General features: G+C 55.4%; 13 protein-coding genes and 2 tRNA genes. 11 read left to right on the top strand and 4 right to left on the bottom strand.

Annotation, left to right across the window (positions count from 1 at the left end; genetic code table 11):
- Window positions 1–137: 137 nt before the first annotated feature.
- Window positions 138–211 (top strand) — tRNA-Gly (locus JHL21_RS03255).
- 72 nt (window positions 212–283) lie between these two features.
- Here the strand turns inward: JHL21_RS03255 and JHL21_RS03250 are convergent.
- From JHL21_RS03250 to JHL21_RS03240, 3 genes are all read right to left on the bottom strand, one after another.
- On the bottom strand, window positions 284–1,408 hold the full coding sequence (locus JHL21_RS03250; RefSeq protein WP_200211850.1) for a GGDEF domain-containing protein: 1,125 nt from the start codon (window positions 1,406–1,408) through the stop codon (window positions 284–286).
- An 80-nt stretch (window positions 1,409–1,488) separates the two neighbouring features.
- The gene (locus tag JHL21_RS03245) at window positions 1,489–2,856 is read right to left on the bottom strand and encodes a diguanylate cyclase (protein ID WP_182393921.1); all 1,368 of its coding nucleotides are present in this window, start codon (window positions 2,854–2,856) and stop codon (window positions 1,489–1,491) included.
- A 65-nt stretch (window positions 2,857–2,921) separates the two neighbouring features.
- A complete protein-coding gene (locus JHL21_RS03240) occupies window positions 2,922–3,434 on the bottom strand; it encodes a hypothetical protein (protein ID WP_200211849.1) in 513 nt (170 codons plus the stop codon).
- 155 nt (window positions 3,435–3,589) lie between these two features.
- Between JHL21_RS03240 and JHL21_RS03235 the strand changes: the two genes are divergently transcribed.
- Both JHL21_RS03235 and JHL21_RS03230 read left to right on the top strand, forming a co-directional pair.
- Window positions 3,590–3,665, top strand: a tRNA-Trp gene (locus JHL21_RS03235).
- Window positions 3,666–3,792: 127 nt separating this feature from the next.
- A complete protein-coding gene (locus tag JHL21_RS03230; RefSeq protein WP_200211848.1) occupies window positions 3,793–4,611 on the top strand; it encodes a glycosyltransferase family 25 protein in 819 nt (272 codons plus the stop codon).
- A 3-nt stretch (window positions 4,612–4,614) separates the two neighbouring features.
- On the opposite strand, the gene JHL21_RS03225 is transcribed toward JHL21_RS03230, so the two are convergent.
- The gene (locus JHL21_RS03225; RefSeq protein ID WP_200211846.1) at window positions 4,615–4,881 is read right to left on the bottom strand and encodes a hypothetical protein; all 267 of its coding nucleotides are present in this window, start codon (window positions 4,879–4,881) and stop codon (window positions 4,615–4,617) included.
- A 266-nt stretch (window positions 4,882–5,147) separates the two neighbouring features.
- On the opposite strand from JHL21_RS03225, the gene secE reads away from it, so the two are divergent.
- The 8 genes from secE (at window position 5,148) to rpoC (ending at window position 17,193) form a co-directional block, all read left to right on the top strand.
- The gene (gene secE, locus JHL21_RS03220; RefSeq protein ID WP_169194915.1) at window positions 5,148–5,342 is read left to right on the top strand and encodes a preprotein translocase subunit SecE; all 195 of its coding nucleotides are present in this window, start codon (window positions 5,148–5,150) and stop codon (window positions 5,340–5,342) included.
- 39 nt (window positions 5,343–5,381) lie between these two features.
- Window positions 5,382–5,912 carry a transcription termination/antitermination protein NusG gene (nusG, locus tag JHL21_RS03215; RefSeq protein ID WP_169194914.1) on the top strand — a complete coding sequence of 177 codons (531 nt, stop codon included), beginning with the start codon at window positions 5,382–5,384 and terminating at the stop codon, window positions 5,910–5,912.
- 98 nt (window positions 5,913–6,010) lie between these two features.
- A complete protein-coding gene (gene rplK / locus JHL21_RS03210; protein ID WP_169194913.1) occupies window positions 6,011–6,439 on the top strand; it encodes a 50S ribosomal protein L11 in 429 nt (142 codons plus the stop codon).
- Window positions 6,440–6,444: 5 nt separating this feature from the next.
- Entirely contained in the window at window positions 6,445–7,140 is a 696-nt protein-coding gene (rplA, locus tag JHL21_RS03205; RefSeq protein ID WP_169194912.1) for a 50S ribosomal protein L1, read from the top strand.
- Between the two features lie 292 nt (window positions 7,141–7,432).
- Window positions 7,433–7,954: a 50S ribosomal protein L10 gene (rplJ, locus tag JHL21_RS03200; RefSeq protein ID WP_169194911.1), complete on the top strand. Its 522-nt coding sequence runs from the start codon at window positions 7,433–7,435 to the stop codon at window positions 7,952–7,954.
- A gap of 58 nt (window positions 7,955–8,012) precedes the next feature.
- Window positions 8,013–8,384, top strand: coding sequence for a 50S ribosomal protein L7/L12 (gene rplL, locus JHL21_RS03195; RefSeq protein WP_169194910.1), 372 nt, complete (start codon window positions 8,013–8,015; stop codon window positions 8,382–8,384).
- A 411-nt stretch (window positions 8,385–8,795) separates the two neighbouring features.
- Complete coding sequence (gene rpoB, locus JHL21_RS03190; protein WP_169194909.1) at window positions 8,796–12,935, top strand: DNA-directed RNA polymerase subunit beta; 4,140 nt, start codon at window positions 8,796–8,798, stop codon at window positions 12,933–12,935.
- A gap of 76 nt (window positions 12,936–13,011) precedes the next feature.
- The gene (gene rpoC / locus JHL21_RS03185; RefSeq protein WP_200211845.1) at window positions 13,012–17,193 is read left to right on the top strand and encodes a DNA-directed RNA polymerase subunit beta'; all 4,182 of its coding nucleotides are present in this window, start codon (window positions 13,012–13,014) and stop codon (window positions 17,191–17,193) included.
- Window positions 17,194–17,253: the final 60 nt, after the last annotated feature.

The following is a 17,253-nucleotide window of genomic DNA, read 5'->3' as shown; positions in this document are numbered from 1 at the left end:
AAAGTGGTTTTGGTGTCAACAGGCTAGGAATAGAGGCTGTGGAAGAAATTCTAATTGCAGGAAATTCTGGGCATTGTGTTTGAGAACTCTTGCGCTGATTGGGTCCTTCGCGCTAATCGAATGCCACATGCCTTCGGGCGGGTATAGCTCAATGGTAGAGCAGCAGCCTTCCAAGCTGAATACACGGGTTCGATTCCCGTTACCCGCTCCAATCCTCCCCGAAAATTGGCTTTTGGCTGGCACTTGTTGGCCGCTGGATGGGCGCGGCTTGGGCTTTTTGGGGCTAGCCGAAGCTGATGCAGTTCTTGCCTGTGGCTTTGGATTGATACAAAGCGGCGTCTGCAATCAAAGTCATTTCAGCAAGTGTTTTGTTCGCTGCAATGCTGGCGCCAAAGCTCAGAGACAGCTCGCGCTCATGGGGCAGCAGGCGGGATTTCGCCTTGGTGAGGGCTGCAGCTACGGCCGACGCCATTTGCTCGATGTCCAGACGGGTCGCTTCGTGCCAGTAGATTGAGAATTCTTCCCCGCCCGTGCGGGCAACGGCTGCCCCAGGGCTGAGCTGGGACAAAGTTTCCGCGACGAGGCGGAGAATCTGGTCGCCTTTGCTGTGGCCGAAGGTGTCGTTGATGGATTTGAAATTATCAATGTCAGCAACGATTAGGGCAGCGCTGCCTCGGTCGCTTTTGCAGTGCAACAGCGCTGTGCTTTGATCAAAGCCGCGGCGATTGAGCAGGCCTGTCAGATAATCTTTTCCAGCTTCTTCGCGCAGTTCTTCATAAACCTGTTTGCCGAGCGCCCACATGAAGACCAGAGCGCAATAAACCGAGATGAGCGGCGTGAAGGCGATCACCGACATCCAATAGGCGGAGTGGCTTGGTCCCTCGTTGAGTGCCCCAAGGGCGTTGGCGAGTGGCCGGACTATGGCGGCGACGAGCAGGAGCGCCGCAAATCCGATGAATACCCAGTCGGTGCGGGAACTCGGTTTGGCCTTGAGCAGCATCCAAATGACCGTGGTTGCCATGATGGCAAAGGCCGAGTTCACGACATAGATTCGGACGTCGGTTGAAGGCGCGACGAGGAGGAACCACAAAAAAGCGGCGCTGGTCACGCCTGCCAGAATGACCATTTCGGCAATGGGGAGCTTGAGATTAAGGCGCTTCAAGGCGGCGATAGCTGCTGAATTGATGCCCAGATAGAAGGCCAAGTTGACCACTATTTTCTGGGTTGGACCTTTCCAGTTCGGAAACAGATCGTTGCCTGCAAAGGCAATGGCTGTGAAGATGAGAGAGCCAGTGACGTAATGAAGATGAGTGGCCTTTGGAAAGGCGCGACTGACGCAAAAAACCGTAATGGCCAAGGCCATGCAAATGAGCGGATTTAAAAGCGCAAAGGATAAAGAGCCGGACATTGTAAAATCGGTTATCTAGTCAGTACACGTCCTTCGTAAGGTCTTTATAGGCAATAGGAAAGGTCAGCCTTGTCGCCTGTTCATGGATTTGGCGCGGATGGCGCAAGACTTATGCGGTTACGGCCGGAGTTTTTGGCAGTGTAGAGCGCGCGGTCGGCACTGTTGATAAGATATTCGTAATCCGGATGCCCCCCGTGGGTCGCGACGCCAATCGAGACACTGGTGAGCAGGGGGCCATGACCCGGCACATTGACCGCATGGGACTGAATGTCGTTGCGAATGCGCTCGGCGATCAGTGCGGCTTCCTCGGCGCCAGTTTCCACCAGCACGATCAAGAATTCTTCGCCACCGTAGCGGAACACAAAATCGCTCGAGCGAACGGAGCTCAATAGGGTCTCGGCGGTGTGGCTGAGGACCAAGTCGCCGATAGAGTGGCTGTATTGGTCGTTGATCGTCTTGAAATGGTCGATGTCGACCATGAGCACTGATAGCGGTGTTTGGTCTTGCTGCGCCATCGACAGTTCTCGGCTCAGGACCGAGGGCAAGAAGCGTCGGTTGAGCGTGCGCGTTAGCGGATCGCGGCCGTTTTCAACCGAAGAGGCGGACTGGAAAAGGTCATTGATGAGGTATTTGATCTCGTCCACGCGCCGCTGAAGATCTGCCACAGTGTTGGGATCGGCAGTGTTGAGGCGGGGCAGGGCGATTTTATCGACGGCCAGCATCAATTCTTCAATTGTTGGCAGGATGGGCGAGCCGTGGAACAGCACGCCGGCACGGTGACGAATCCATAGGCCGAATGTGGAGGAACTCAGGGTGCCTGCTGCCTCGCTGCCACGGTTGCCGAACAGGCCAAAGAGGACGGTCTGGCTCCATTCCATCAATGCGGCGCGCTGCGTTTCGCGCTCCAGATTGATGTCCTGACCAAGTGAGAACAGGCGGAATGCCTCGTCGTTGCGAACGTGGCGCTTGGTGTCTTTGAAATAGGCCGCACTCATGAGGCGCATCGCATAATCGATGAGATCATCGACCATCATGATGGCGTTGGTGGCTGTGCGTTCGGGATAACCCGCCTCGATCAACTTGAAGCCGATTTCCGTTTTAAGCACGCTACCGCCCGCGAGGACCAGTTGTACTGGAATTTTCAGGCGGGCATGGATCTCGCCGATCTTGATCTGGCGCGCATTGAAGGCAGTCAAATCGCCTGTCGGCTGTGCCGACATCAAATCGAGCATCCACGCGCGCAGCGATGGGCTAAGCCTTTGCTGAACAACGCCGTGCGAGAGGAACGCTGACGCGGTCTCGTCCTCTAGGAAGATGTCGTAGAAGATGGAAACAAGGCGATCAGTGTTCGCCTTGATAATTGTCGTGAGCGCGGCGCGTGCAGCATCTTGATCTTCGGTGGTTGTGACTTCCCAGAAAAATCGGGTGCGACGCGTCGTGGTGCTCAAAATTCAATTCCTCGGAACTTCTTCGTGGTCCCGATACTTCTTTGGCACCATTCCGGCAAGTATGCTTATTGTCTTGAAACTGAACCAGAATAAAGCACTGTGGTTGGCACGCCATAGGTGTTCCAAGTGGCGCAGGAGGCCAGTTGGGCAATAGCACGGCCTGAGCCCTTGAGGCTCAGATTGGTTGTGCCGATGGCGAGTGCGTTCTGGCGTGCGCCGGTGCCATGCACATAAAGATCGAAGTGATTGCCGCGGGCGAGTTCAGTCAGAAGGCGTGGATTGAGGCCTGGGAGAATGACAGCGCGGTTGGCGCGATCAAAATAGCCCTCGGTCTTTTGCCTGGGCTGGCCTTTGACTTGCCAAGTGACCGCTGTCGTATGGGGGAGCGTGGGGGAGCGCATAAAGCCGCTATAGCTGCCATCGATGTTGGCGATGATGCCGACGTGCATTGAGCCGGTTTTTAGCTCTGCAATGCAGGTTTGATCGCTGTAGGAGCGAGAGAATGACCAGGAAGGCGAGCCTGCCAGCACTGGGGTGGCGAGGGAAAACATCAACAAAGACAATCCGATGGCACGCATTAGAGTTCTCCACAACACGCTGTAACGCCCGGCAGGCTTGGGTTTCTGGGCTATTATGTGCCTCAATCCTATTGAGTTTTCCTCAACAGATTGTGCAAGACGCGTTGAGCCCCTTGCATCCCGCGAAGCCTTTCAGTAAACACCTCCTTGCCTGAAGGGGTTTAGCTCAGTTGGTAGAGCATCGGTCTCCAAAACCGAGGGTCGTGGGTTCGAGTCCCCCAGCCCCTGCCAGGCACTAAATTGACTGTCGAGTGATCCAGTCTTTTTATCTCACCAACATCGTTCAATGATTTGAAGCGCCATTGCGCTTGCCTCGCTTTGATCGCTGTCTTATCGACGGGCGACAGCGGAGTTTAGCGTGGTTTCCATCTACTATATCAATTTGGCCTCTCGTCCGGATCGTCGGGAGTTCATGGAACATCAACTGGCCAGCCTTGGTCTGGTTGGAACGCGCATTGAAGCGGCGACGCCTGATGATCTGACGGTTGAGGAGCTGGCTCTCTATTGTAATAGTGAGAAGCCAAAATATCTGCGGCCGCGTGAGTTGGCTTGCACGATGAGCCATGAGCGCGCTTGGGCGGCAATGCTTGCCAATGGCGATGAGCGCGCGCTGATCTTGGAAGATGATGCTGAGCTGTCCAGCATGCTGCCGGGCCTGCTCGCCGAGTTAGATGGAATCGACATTGATATTCTGCGCCTTGAGGCGACGGGGCGTCGTTTGCGGCTTCTGCCTAAGGTGCAAACCACGGCTGGTGGTGTCGATCTCCATCCCTTCCGATCCACCCCAATGGGTGCGGCGGGCTATATAGTGAATGCACGTGCGGCAAGGGCTCTGCTCGGGCATCCGGCGTTTCGTGTGTTGCAGACGGATTTGGTTCTCTACAATCCGTTTGAGGCACCGGCGAAGTCATTGTCTCGTTTGCAGACATTACCGGGTATGGTGTGCCAGCTGGGGCAGGAGCATCCGGTTATGCGTTCGGTGGGCAAGAGTGACATTGCCCATGTCGAAGAGCGGCACGCGTTTAAATTCAAACACCCCATCCAATTCCGCTGGATGCGATTCCGCGATGGCCTGGTTGATGGTTATCGCAACGCGCGCGATCATTTCGCCAATCGAAAAAACGGATTGTTCCGGAAGGCGATTCCCTTTGCCGGCGCGGACGGGCAGGGGCGGTAAAAACTATTCCGCCGCCATGCGCTGATTGCTTTGGTGGCGGGATTTGAGTTTGTTCAGTTGTCGGGCGGCATGCCCCAAGAGGGCTGTGCGGACGATTTCCGACGAAGCGTTGGCGCAATCGGCTTTAACGGGTAGGTCCAGCCCATATTCGGTGTCGTTGCCCATAAACGACTCGCGGATACGAACGCGCACCTTGCCGGTGACTCGCCCGGCAATGGCCCGGTGCGGTGATGCGTGAAGCAACTGGCAACTGATTACGTCAAATGACATCGGTCTCTCCCCCCAGAGTGTCGAAATGCCGACTACCAACAGAAATTAATTCAATTTCAACCAATCGCCCGCCGCAAGGGGCTTTGGCAGGGTTTTGCACTTATGGTTTACGCGCGGTTGAGGGCCCGGCTTATGGTGTTGGCCAATTCTTGATGATGCCCCTGTTGCATTTGCTGGATAAAAGCTCTAGACAACCGATCTCTAGCCGTGCGGGGGATTCCTGCGCGGCGTTTGGTTTTGCACCAAGTTTGACGAGTTGTATGCCCATGGCCCGCACGAACCCAGTCCAGTTTTTCCAGCAGGTTCGCTCGGAAGTTAGTAAGGTCACGTGGCCTGGTCGGAACGAAGTTGTGATCTCTACGATCATGGTTCTGATCATGGTTATCTTGGCTAGCTTGTTCTTCCTGCTGGCCGACCAGGTCATCTCCTGGCTCGTCTCTATGTTGCTGTCGATCCGTTAAGCGGTTCATTCATTAGCTATTTGGGAGCGGTGACGCTTTATGGCCAAGCGCTGGTACATCGTTCAGGCTTACTCGAATTTTGAGCGCAAAGTGGCGGAGGATATCCGTCAAAAGGTTGCGCAGAAGAAGCTCGAGCACCTGTTTGAAGACGTGATCGTGCCGACTGAGAAGGTCGTTGAGATCCGCCGTGGTCGCAAGGTTGACACCGAGCGCAAGTTCTTCCCGGGCTATGTTCTGGTGAAGATGGATATGACCGATGAGGCATTTCATCTGATTAAGAACACGCCGAAGGTGACAGGCTTCCTCGGTTCTGATAATCGCCCTTCGCCGATTTCGGAAAAAGAAGCGATGTCGATCCTGCAGCAGGTGCAGGAAGGCGTCGAACATCCGAAGTCTTCTATCATTTTCGAAGTTGGTCAGAACGTCCGTGTTACGGATGGTCCGTTTGCCAGCTTTAGCGGCGTCGTTGAGGAAGTGGACGAAGAACGTTCGCGCCTCAAGGTCGAAGTTTCGATTTTTGGGCGTCCTACTCCGGTAGAGCTCGAATACGGTCAGGTCGAAAAGGTCTGATCCAAACCCGTGGGAGTGCCGAGTGGTTGCCAGCCACTCATTAAGGTTCCGACCACGGCGTCATCGCTCACTCCGGTGAGCTTTTGAAAGGACGATACATGGCAAAGAAAATCGTTGGCTACGTAAAGCTGCAGGTTGCTGCCGGTTCGGCAACACCTTCCCCACCGATTGGCCCGGCACTCGGCCAGCGCGGTCTGAACATCATGGAATTCTGCAAGGCCTTCAACGCGGCTACGCAGGAAATGGAAAAGGGTTCCCCGATTCCAGTCGTGATCACCGCCTATGCTGACAAGAGCTTCACTTTCGAGATGAAGCAGCCGCCAGTAACCTACTTCATCAAGAAGGCCGTTGGCCTCAAGGCCGGCTCCAAGCTTCCAGGCAAGGAATCGGCTGGCAAGATCACTGAAGCTCAGCTTCGTGAAATTGCTGAGAAGAAGATGAAGGATCTTAACGCTGACAACATCGAAGCTGCTGTTTCGATGATTGCTGGCTCTGCCCGTTCCATGGGCATTCAGGTCGAGGGCTAATCACTATGGCAAAGATCGCTAAGAAGGTCGCTGCTGGCCGTGAAGGTATCGACCGTACCAAGCTGTATGGTCTCGAAGAAGCCATCACTCTGGTTAAGTCCAAGGCTTCGGCTAAGTTTGACGAAACCGTCGAAATCGCAATGAACCTCGGTGTTGACCCACGTCACGCTGACCAGATGGTTCGTGGCGTTGTTACCCTGCCAAACGGCACCGGTAAGACTGTTCGCGTTGCTGTTTTCGCACGTGGCGCTAAGGCTGACGAAGCTAAGGCTGCTGGTGCAGACATCGTTGGCGCAGAAGACCTCCTGGAAATTATCCAGGGCGGTAAGCTCGACTTCGACCGTTGTATCGCTACCCCAGACATGATGCCACTCGTTGGTCGTCTTGGTAAGATCCTCGGCCCACGCAACTTGATGCCAAACCCTAAGGTTGGCACCGTGACCATGGACGTTAAGGGTGCTGTCGGCGCTGCCAAGGGCGGTGCTGTTGAGTACCGCGTCGAAAAGGCCGGTATCATCCACGCAGGTATTGGTAAGGTCTCGTTCTCGGAAGAAGCACTTCTCCAGAACATCAAGGCTTTCACCGACGCAGTTGTGAAGTCCAAGCCAGCTGGCGCTAAGGGCACCTACGTCAAGAAGGTTGCAGTTTCCTCGACCATGGGCCCTGGCGTCCATGTTGAGCCAGCTTCGGCCATCAAGTAATAAGAATTCTGGGCGGTACGCCGCCCAGTATCGTCCCTCCTGGGGACGTTAAGTCCTGTCCGAGACTGCCGGTGCTGACCAATTTGGGTCCGCTTAATATCGAAAGATGCCAGCATAGATGGGGTGAGAACAATATTCGGTCCGAAAGGGCAGGGTGTGTTCGAACCAGGCCAGTTGCCCTGCCGGGCAGCGCGGTTGACAGGCGTTTAACCGTTGCTCCTCCCTTTTGGGGGAGGGCAGCAATTGGCAATGGCTCAGCATTTATCTGCTGAGCTTTATGTGGAGACTAGCCGTGGACAGAACGGAAAAGCGTGAGCTTGTCGCATCGCTTCAGTCAGCCCTTTCGGGCGCTGGGTCGATCGTACTCGCGCAGAACACCGGTCTGACCGTAGCTAATCTGGAGTCGCTTCGCCGTGAGGTGAAGACTGCAGGTGGCTACGTGAAGGTCGCGAAGAACCGTCTTGCCAAGCTTGCTCTTAAAGAAACCGATCACGCGGACATTTCGGCCCTGTTCACAGGTCCGATCGTCATCGCTTATGCGGAAGATCCCATGGTTGCGCCAAAGCTGGCGCAGAAGTTCGCTGACAAGAACGCAAAGTTTGTCGTTCTTGGTGGCGTGATGGGCCCGACCGCTCTTGACGCGAATAACGTCAAGGCGCTGGCGACTATGCCTTCGCTCAACGAACTGCGCGCAACGCTCGCTGGTATGCTCAAGCAGCCAGCAACCCGTATCGCGTCGGTTATCGTGGCGCCGGCTGGTGGTATCGCGCGCGTGTTGGCCGCTCATGCGGAAAAGAGCAACGAAGCAGCGTAACCCCATTGTCCCTTATGGGACTGGTTTGAACTAACACCTAATAAAGAGAGATTCTCAAATGGCTGATCTCGCCAAAATCGTAGACGAACTTTCCGCTTTGACCGTTCTGGAAGCTTCCGAGCTTTCCAAGCTTCTCGAAGAAAAGTGGGGCGTTTCTGCTGCTGCTCCAGTTGCTGTTGCTGCCGCTGGCGGCGCTCCAGCTGCTGCTGCTGAAGAAAAGACCGAATTCGACGTCATCCTGGCATCGTTCGGCGACAACAAGATCAACGTGATCAAGGAAGTTCGCGCGATCACCGGTCTCGGTCTCGGCGAAGCTAAGGCACTCGTTGAAGGCGCTCCAAAGGCCCTCAAGGAAGGCGTGTCGAAGGCTGAAGCTGAAGACATCAAGAAGAAGCTTGAAGAAGCTGGCGCAAAGGTCGAACTCAAGTAATCTGAGTTTACCCCTTGTATTTGGCGGGGTGGCGCTATATGTGCCATCTCGCCTTTGTCGTTTCTAATAGGGACGATTCGCTGAGCCGATTGGATGGGTTTCAGCGCTAATTTGCGGAAATATATGACGAATTTGGATGTCTCAGGCGCGTTTTAAGCCTTTGAAGACCTCGCCGTGGATTTCTCCACGAGCGGGGGATTGGCGTTTGTAACGAGCAATTGATCTACTTTTCGGGTCGAAAGTGGATTTTGAGATGTCTGCGGCCCAAAATTTTTTGACTACCAAGGCATATATCCCGAGCGCCGACGGCTGATAGTCGGGTCTTTGGATATCTGCCTCCGAGACAAGCGAGGGCGCCTACCGGAATTTTGCGATCCGGATTGGTGCCCCAAAACATAAACAGGAGCGTTCATGGCTACCACGTTCAACGGCCGCCGTAAGGTACGCAAGTCCTTCGGCTCGATCCGCGAAGTCACGGAGATGCCAAACCTGATCGAAGTCCAAAAGGCTTCTTATGATCAGTTTCTTCTCGTTGATGAGCCTAAGGCTGGTCGTCCAGACGAAGGCCTTCAGTCGGTCTTTCGTTCGGTCTTCCCGATCACCGATTTTGCCAATACGGCAAGCCTTGAATTCGTTCGTTACGAATTCGAGCAGCCAAAGTATGACATTGATGAGTGCCGTGCGCGCGATATCACTTTCGCTGCCCCGCTCAAGGTCACGCTGCGTCTGATCGTTTTTGAAGTCGACGAAGAAACCAATGCTCGTTCCGTTAAGGACATCAAGGAGCAGGACGTTTACATGGGCGATATGCCGTTCATGACGTCCAACGGTACCTTTATCGTCAACGGTACTGAGCGCGTTATCGTATCGCAGATGCACCGTTCGCCGGGCGTGTTCTTCGATCACGACAAGGGCAAGACCCACTCGTCTGGCAAGCTGCTGTTTGCTGGCCGTATCATTCCATACCGCGGTTCCTGGCTCGATATCGAATTCGACGCCAAGGATATCGTCTACGCACGTATCGACCGTCGTCGTAAGATCCCGGTTACTTCGCTGCTCAAGGCGCTTGGCATGGATGCCGAGGAAATCCTCGACACCTATTACACCAAGCTTGAGTACGAAAAGACCGAGAGCGGCTGGCGCGTTCCTTACGATGCGGAAAAGTGGAAGGGCGCAAAGCCAACCCACGACCTCATCGACGCGGCAACTGGCGACGTCGTGCACGAAGGCGGCAAGAAGCTGTCTGCACGTCAGGCTAAGAAGCTGGCTGAAAACGGTCTGACCCACTTGCTGGCGACCGACGAAGACCTCTACGGCATGTATCTGGCCGAGGACATCGTCAACCTCAAGACCGGTGAAATCTACGCCGAAGCTGGCGACGAGCTGGACGAGAAGCTTCTCGTTAAGCTGGTTGACCTCGGCTATCACGATCTGCCGATCCTCGACATCGACCACATCACCATCGGTGCTTACATCCGTAACACCCTTGCCGTGGACAAGAACGAGTCGCGTGAAGACGCGCTGTTCGACATCTACCGCGTGATGCGTCCAGGTGAACCACCAACCGTCGAAACTGCAGAAGCGATGTTCCAGTCGCTGTTCTTCGATAGCGAACGCTACGACCTTTCGGCCGTTGGTCGCGTCAAGATGAACATGCGTCTTGAGCTCGATGCTCCAGACACCATGCGCACCCTGCGCAAGGAAGACATTGTTGAAGTTGTTCGTACGCTGGTTGATCTGCGCGATGGTCGCGGTGAAATCGACGACATCGACAACCTCGGCAACCGTCGGGTTCGCTCTGTTGGCGAATTGATGGAAAACTCCTACCGCCTCGGTCTGCTGCGTATGGAACGCGCGATCAAGGAGCGTATGAGCTCTGTCGAAATCGACACCGTCATGCCGCAGGATCTGATCAACGCTAAGCCGGCTGCTGCTGCAGTTCGTGAATTCTTCGGCTCTTCGCAGCTGTCGCAGTTCATGGACCAGACCAACCCGCTTTCGGAAATCACCCACAAGCGTCGTCTTTCGGCACTTGGACCTGGTGGTTTGACCCGTGAACGCGCAGGCTTTGAAGTCCGTGACGTTCACCCGACCCACTACGGCCGTATCTGCCCGATTGAAACGCCGGAAGGCCCGAACATCGGTCTGATCAACTCGCTCTCGACCTTCGCGCGCGTCAATAAGTACGGTTTCATCGAAACCCCTTACCGCAAGATCGTTGATGGCAAGCTGACCGAAGACGTTGTCTACCTCTCCGCTATGGAAGAGGCTAAGCACTACGTCGCGCAGGCGAATGCTGAGTTCAATCCAGACGGTACGCTGATGCATGATCTGGTTGTGGCTCGCCACGCCGGTGACAACGGCCTGACCCCGAAGGAAAACGTCGACCTTATGGACGTTTCCCCGAAGCAGATGGTTTCGGTTGCGGCATCGCTTATTCCGTTCCTTGAAAACGACGACGCTAACCGCGCTCTGATGGGCTCGAACATGCAGCGTCAGGCTGTGCCTCTGCTGCGCGCGGAAGCACCGTTTGTCGGCACCGGCATGGAGCCAATCGTTGCTCGTGACTCGGGCGCTGCTATCGTTGCCAAGCGTACCGGTATCGTTGACCAGGTTGACGCGACCCGTATCGTTATCCGTGCAACGGAAGAAACCGATGCGTCGCGTTCGGGCGTCGACATCTACAATCTGATGAAGTTCCAGCGTTCGAACCAGTCGACCTGTATCAATCAGCGTCCGCTGGTTGTTGTGGGCGACCACATCAACTCTGGCGACATCATTGCAGACGGTCCTTCGACCGAACTCGGTGATCTGGCTCTCGGCCGTAACGTGCTCGTCGCGTTCATGCCGTGGAACGGCTATAACTACGAAGACTCCATCCTGCTGTCTGAAAAGATTGCGATGCAGGACGTCTTCACTTCGATCCACATCGAAGAATATGAAGTTATGGCTCGCGACACCAAGCTTGGCCCAGAAGAAATCACGCGCGACATTCCGAACGTTTCGGAAGAAGCGCTGAAGAGCCTCGACGAAGCGGGTATCGTTCACATCGGTGCTGAAGTTCAGCCGGGCGACATTCTGGTTGGCAAGATCACCCCGAAGGGTGAATCGCCAATGACGCCAGAAGAAAAGCTCCTACGCGCTATCTTCGGTGAAAAGGCTTCTGACGTTCGCGATACGTCGCTGCGCGTGCCACCAGGCGACGCCGGTACTGTCGTGGAAGTTCGCGTCTTTAACCGTCATGGTATCGACAAGGACGAGCGCGCGATGGCTATCGAGCGCGAAGAAATCGAACGTCTGGCTAAGGACCGTGACGACGAACAGTCGATCCTCGACCGTAACGTCTACGCGCGTCTCAAGGAAATGCTGTTCGGTAAGGCCGCAACTGCTGGTCCAAAGGGCTATGTAGTTGGTACGCGCCTGAACGACTCCATCTTCGAAGCGCAACCGCGCGCGAAGTGGTGGCAGTTCGCGGTTGATGACGACAAGGTCATGACCGAGATGGAAGCGCTTCATGCTCAGTATGAAGAAAGCCGCCGTCTGCTCGAACAGCGCTTCATCGACAAGGTCGACAAACTCCAGCGTGGCGACGAACTGCCTCCTGGCGTGATGAAGATGGTCAAGGTCTTTATCGCGACCAAGCGTAAGATCCAGCCAGGCGACAAGATGGCCGGTCGTCACGGGAACAAGGGCGTGGTTTCGCGCATCGTTCCAGTCGAAGACATGCCATACCTTGAAGATGGTACCTCGGTTGATATCGTGCTGAACCCACTCGGTGTTCCGTCGCGTATGAACGTGGGTCAGATTCTCGAAACGCACCTTGGTTGGGCTTGTGCCGGTCTGGGTAAGCGCATCGACAAGATGGTTCGCGAATATCATTCCAAGGGCGATCTCCAGCCACTGCGCAGCGAAATCAAGGAACTGTTCTCGAACGACGAACAGCTTCGCGATCTCGATGACGACGGTCTGGTTCGTCTCGGCGAGCACCTCTCGAAGGGTGTTTCCATCGCAACGCCAGTGTTTGACGGCGCGAAGGAACACAACATCGTTGAGATGCTGGAGCGTGCAGGTCTTAAGGCCTCTGGCCAGTCGACCGTCTTTGACGGCCGTACCGGTGAACAGTTCGACCGTCAGGTTACTGTTGGCTACATCTACATGCTGAAGCTCGACCACTTGGTCGACAACAAGATCCACGCGCGCTCGATTGGGCCGTACTCCCTCGTCACCCAGCAGCCGCTTGGTGGTAAGGCACAGTTCGGTGGTCAGCGCTTCGGTGAGATGGAAGTTTGGGCTCTTGAAGCGTATGGCGCCGCCTACACGCTGCAGGAAATGCTCACCATCAAGTCGGACGACGTGGCCGGTCGTACCAAGGTCTACGAAGCCATTGTCCGTGGTGACGATACCTTCGAAGCGGGCATTCCGGAAAGCTTCAACGTTCTGGTTAAGGAAATCCGGTCCCTCGGTCTCAATGTCGAACTCGACATGCGGGACAAGGACCTGGAAAACCAGGCAGAAGCGGAGCTCGCGCCTCCTCAGGAAGCGGCGGAATAATCCGGCACTTCCAATCCTAATCACCTTCCGTTCAGGCGCGTTAAAACGCTGCCTGGGCGGATAGAGGAGAGAACTGATGAACCATCATTCCCACGTTATGGACCCGTTCAACCCAGGGCTCCCCGTGCAGACATTTGATCAGATGAAAATCTCGATCGCGTCGCCGGAAAAAATCCTGTCCTGGTCGTACGGCGAAATCAAAAAGCCTGAAACCATCAACTATCGTACGTTCAAGCCTGAACGCGATGGTCTGTTCTGTGCGCGTATCTTTGGCCCCGTAAAGGACTACGAATGCTTGTGCGGCAAGTACAAGCGTATGAAGTTCAAGGGCGTCATCTGCGAAAAGTGCGGTGTTGAAGTTACCCTGAGCCGCGTTCGTCGCGAGCGCATGGGCCACATCGAGCTGGCCGCGCCAGTTGCGCACATCTGGTTCCTGAAGTCGCTTCCAAGCCGTATCGCGCTTCTGCTCGATATGACTCTGAAAGACATCGAACGTATTCTGTACTTCGAAAACTATGTCGTTCTCGATCCGGGTCTGACCCCGTTCACGCTGAACGAACTTCTTACCGAAGAACAGTACCTCGACGCACAGGACGAGTACGGTGCTGACAGCTTCACCGCCAAGATCGGCGCGGAAGCTATCCGTGACATTCTGCTGGCGCTCGATCTGGAAAAGATCGCTGGTGATCTGCGTGTAGAAATCGCGGAATCCACCACCGAACTGAAGCCAAAGAAGCTCGCAAAGCGTCTTAAGATCGTTGAGCAGTTCATCGTTTCTGGCAACAAGCCAGAATGGATGATCATGACCGTTATTCCGGTGATCCCACCGGAACTGCGTCCGCTTGTGCCATTGGATGGTGGTCGTTTCGCGACTTCGGATCTGAACGATCTGTATCGTCGCGTGATCAACCGTAACAACCGCCTCAAGCGCCTGATCGAGCTGCGTGCGCCGGACATCATTATCCGTAACGAAAAGCGTATGCTTCAGGAAGCTGTTGACGCGCTGTTCGATAACGGCCGTCGCGGTCGTACCATCACCGGTGCGAACAAGCGTCCGCTCAAGTCGCTCTCTGACATGCTCAAGGGCAAGCAGGGCCGCTTCCGTCAGAACTTGCTCGGTAAGCGCGTCGACTATTCGGGTCGTTCGGTTATTACCGTTGGTCCATACCTCAAGCTGCACCAGTGCGGTCTTCCAAAGAAGATGGCTCTGGAACTGTTCAAGCCGTTCATCTATTCGCGCCTTGAAGCCAAGGGCTTTAGCTCGACCGTCAAGCAGGCCAAGAAGCTTGTTGAGAAGGAAAAGCCAGAAGTCTGGGATATCCTGGAAGAAGTGATCCGCGAGCACCCGGTTCTGCTGAACCGCGCTCCGACCCTTCACCGTTTGGGCATTCAGGCATTCGAGCCGATCCTGATCGAAGGCAAGGCAATCCGTCTGCACCCACTCGTTTGCTCGGCGTTTAACGCTGACTTTGACGGTGACCAGATGGCTGTGCACGTTCCGCTGTCGCTCGAAGCGCAGCTGGAAGCACGCGTTCTGATGATGTCGACCAACAACATTCTGCACCCAGCGAATGGTCAGCCGATCATCGTGCCGTCGCAGGACATTGTTCTGGGCCTCTACTATCTCTCGCTCGCTAACGACGGTGAGCCAGGTGAAGGCATGGCGTTCGGCTCTTATGCTGAACTCGAACACGCGCTCGACAATGACGTTGTCACGCTCCACACCAAGATTAAGGCCCGCGTGCCTGCTTGGGACGAGAATGGCAAGGAAATCACCGAGATCGTGGACACGACCCCGGGCCGTATGCTCATCGGTCAGATCCTGCCGAAGCACCCAACCGTTCCGTACTCGACTGCAAACCAGTTGATGACGAAGAAGATGATCTCGAAGATGATCGACACCGTGTATCGCGGTTGTGGTCAGAAGGAGACCGTCATTTTCTGTGACCGCGTCATGCAGCTTGGTTTCAAGAACGCATGCGACGCCGGTATTTCGTTCGGTAAGGATGACATGGTTATCCCGGCCGCGAAGTACACCATGGTTGATGAAACCCGTAAGCTGGTCGAAGAATTCGAACAGCAGTACAACGACGGTCTCATCACCCAGGGCGAAAAGTACAACAAGGTTGTCGACGCCTGGGCGAAGTGTGGTGACAAGGTTGCCGAAGAGATGATGAAGGGCATTGCTGCCGTTCAGATCGATAAGGAAACCGGTCGTCAGAAGCCGATCAACTCGGTTTACATGATGAGCCACTCGGGTGCTCGTGGTTCACCAGCACAGATGAAGCAGCTTGCTGGTATGCGCGGCCTTATGGCTCGTCCAGACGGCTCGATCATTGAGACGCCGATCACCGCGAACTTCAAGGAAGGCCTCAACGTTCTTGAGTACTTCAACTCCTCGCACGGTGCTCGTAAGGGTCTTGCTGATACCGCGTTGAAGACCGCGAACTCGGGTTACTTGACCCGTCGTCTCGTGGACGTTGCTCAGGATGCGATCATTGTGGTCGACGACTGCGGCACCGAAAAGGGTCTGACCATGGAGCCCATCGTGGACGCCGGTCAGGTCGTTGCTTCGATCGGTCAGCGTATCCTTGGTCGTACGACTGCGGATGACGTGTTCCACCCGCTCACTGGTGACCTCATTGCTTCGAAGGGCATTCTGCTCGACGAAAAGCATATCGAAGTCATCGAAGACGCGCGTATCCAGTCGATCCGTATCCGTTCGCCACTGACTTGCGAAATGCGTCAGGGTTGCTGCGCGGCCTGCTATGGTCGTGACCTTGCACGCGGCACGCCGGTCAACATGGGTGAAGCTGTCGGCGTTATCGCTGCACAGTCGATCGGTGAACCAGGCACTCAGTTGACCATGCGTACGTTCCACATTGGTGGTACGGCACAGGTTGTTGACAGCTCGTTCCTCGAGTCCGGCGCTGAAGGTAAGATCGAAGTTCGTAACTCTAACCTCGCTAACGTCGCAGACGGCAAGCAGGTGGTTATGGCTCGTAACGTTGCTCTCGTTATCGTTGATGGCGAAGGCAAGGAACGCGCAGTCCATAAGGTTGCTTACGGCTCCAAGCTCCTCGTGAAGGCTGGCGACAATGTTCGTCGCGGCCAGCGTCTGGCTGAATGGGATCCGTACACCCGTCCGATCCTGGCTGAAGTTGAAGGCGAAGCGCAGTTTGAAGACCTGAACGACGGCGTTTCCGTTGCGGAGAACACCGACGAAGCAACAGGCTTCACCAAGCGCGTTGTTATCGACTGGCGCGGCAATCAGCGCGGTGAAGGCCTCAAGCCTGCACTCGTGATTAACCGTGGCGGTTCGGTCGCTAAGGTTGAACGTGGTGGTGACGCTCGTTACCTGCTTTCCGTTGATGCTGTTATCAACGTTGAGCCAGGTGAAAAGGTCTCGCCAGGTGACATTCTTGCTCGTATCCCGCTCGAAAGCGCGAAGACCAAGGACATCACCGGCGGTCTGCCACGCGTTGCTGAACTCTTTGAAGCTCGTCGTCCAAAGGACCACGCTATCATCGCCGAAATCGATGGTACGATCCGCTTTGGCCGCGACTACAAGAACAAGCGCCGCATCATTATCGAGCCAAACGAAGACGGTGCAGAAGCCGTTGAGTACCTGATCCCGAAGGGCAAGCCATTCCACCTCCAGGAAGGCGACACCATCGAAAAGGGCGAATACATCCTGGACGGCAACCCAGCTCCACACGACATCCTTGCGATCAAGGGCGTTGAAGAACTGGCTCGTTACCTCGTGAACGAAATTCAGGAAGTGTATCGTCTGCAGGGCGTTCTGATTAACGACAAGCACATCGAAGTGATTGTTCGTCAGATGTTGCAGAAGGTCGAAATCGTCACCCCAGGCGACTCCGGTCTCCTGAAGGATGAACAGCTCGACAAGCTCGACTTTGATGAACTCAACGACGCGCTCGTTGCCGATGGCAAGAAGCCAGCGACTGCTAACCCAGTTCTGCTCGGTATCACCAAGGCATCGCTGCAGACCCGTTCGTTCATCTCGGCCGCTTCCTTCCAGGAAACGACCCGCGTGCTGACCGAAGCTGCCGTTTCCGGCAAGGCCGACCTTCTCGAAGGCCTGAAGGAAAACGTGATCGTTGGCCGTCTGATCCCAGCCGGTACCGGCGCAGGCCAGACCAAGGCGAAGCTGATTGCGCAGAAGCGCGACGAGCTGATCCTGGAAGAACGCCGTCGTCAGGCAGAGACAGCAGCAATTGCTGCTCCGCGCCGCTAAGCGACACGACATTGAATAGGAAAGGGGCCCTTCGGGGCCCCTTTTTTGTCTCTGCCGTTT

It is taken from the genome of Devosia sp. WQ 349K1 (assembly GCF_016595685.1).
GTDB lineage: Bacteria > Pseudomonadota > Alphaproteobacteria > Rhizobiales > Devosiaceae > Devosia.
Note: the sequence above shows the minus strand (reverse complement) of the source record. Positions and strands in the feature narration are given on the sequence as shown.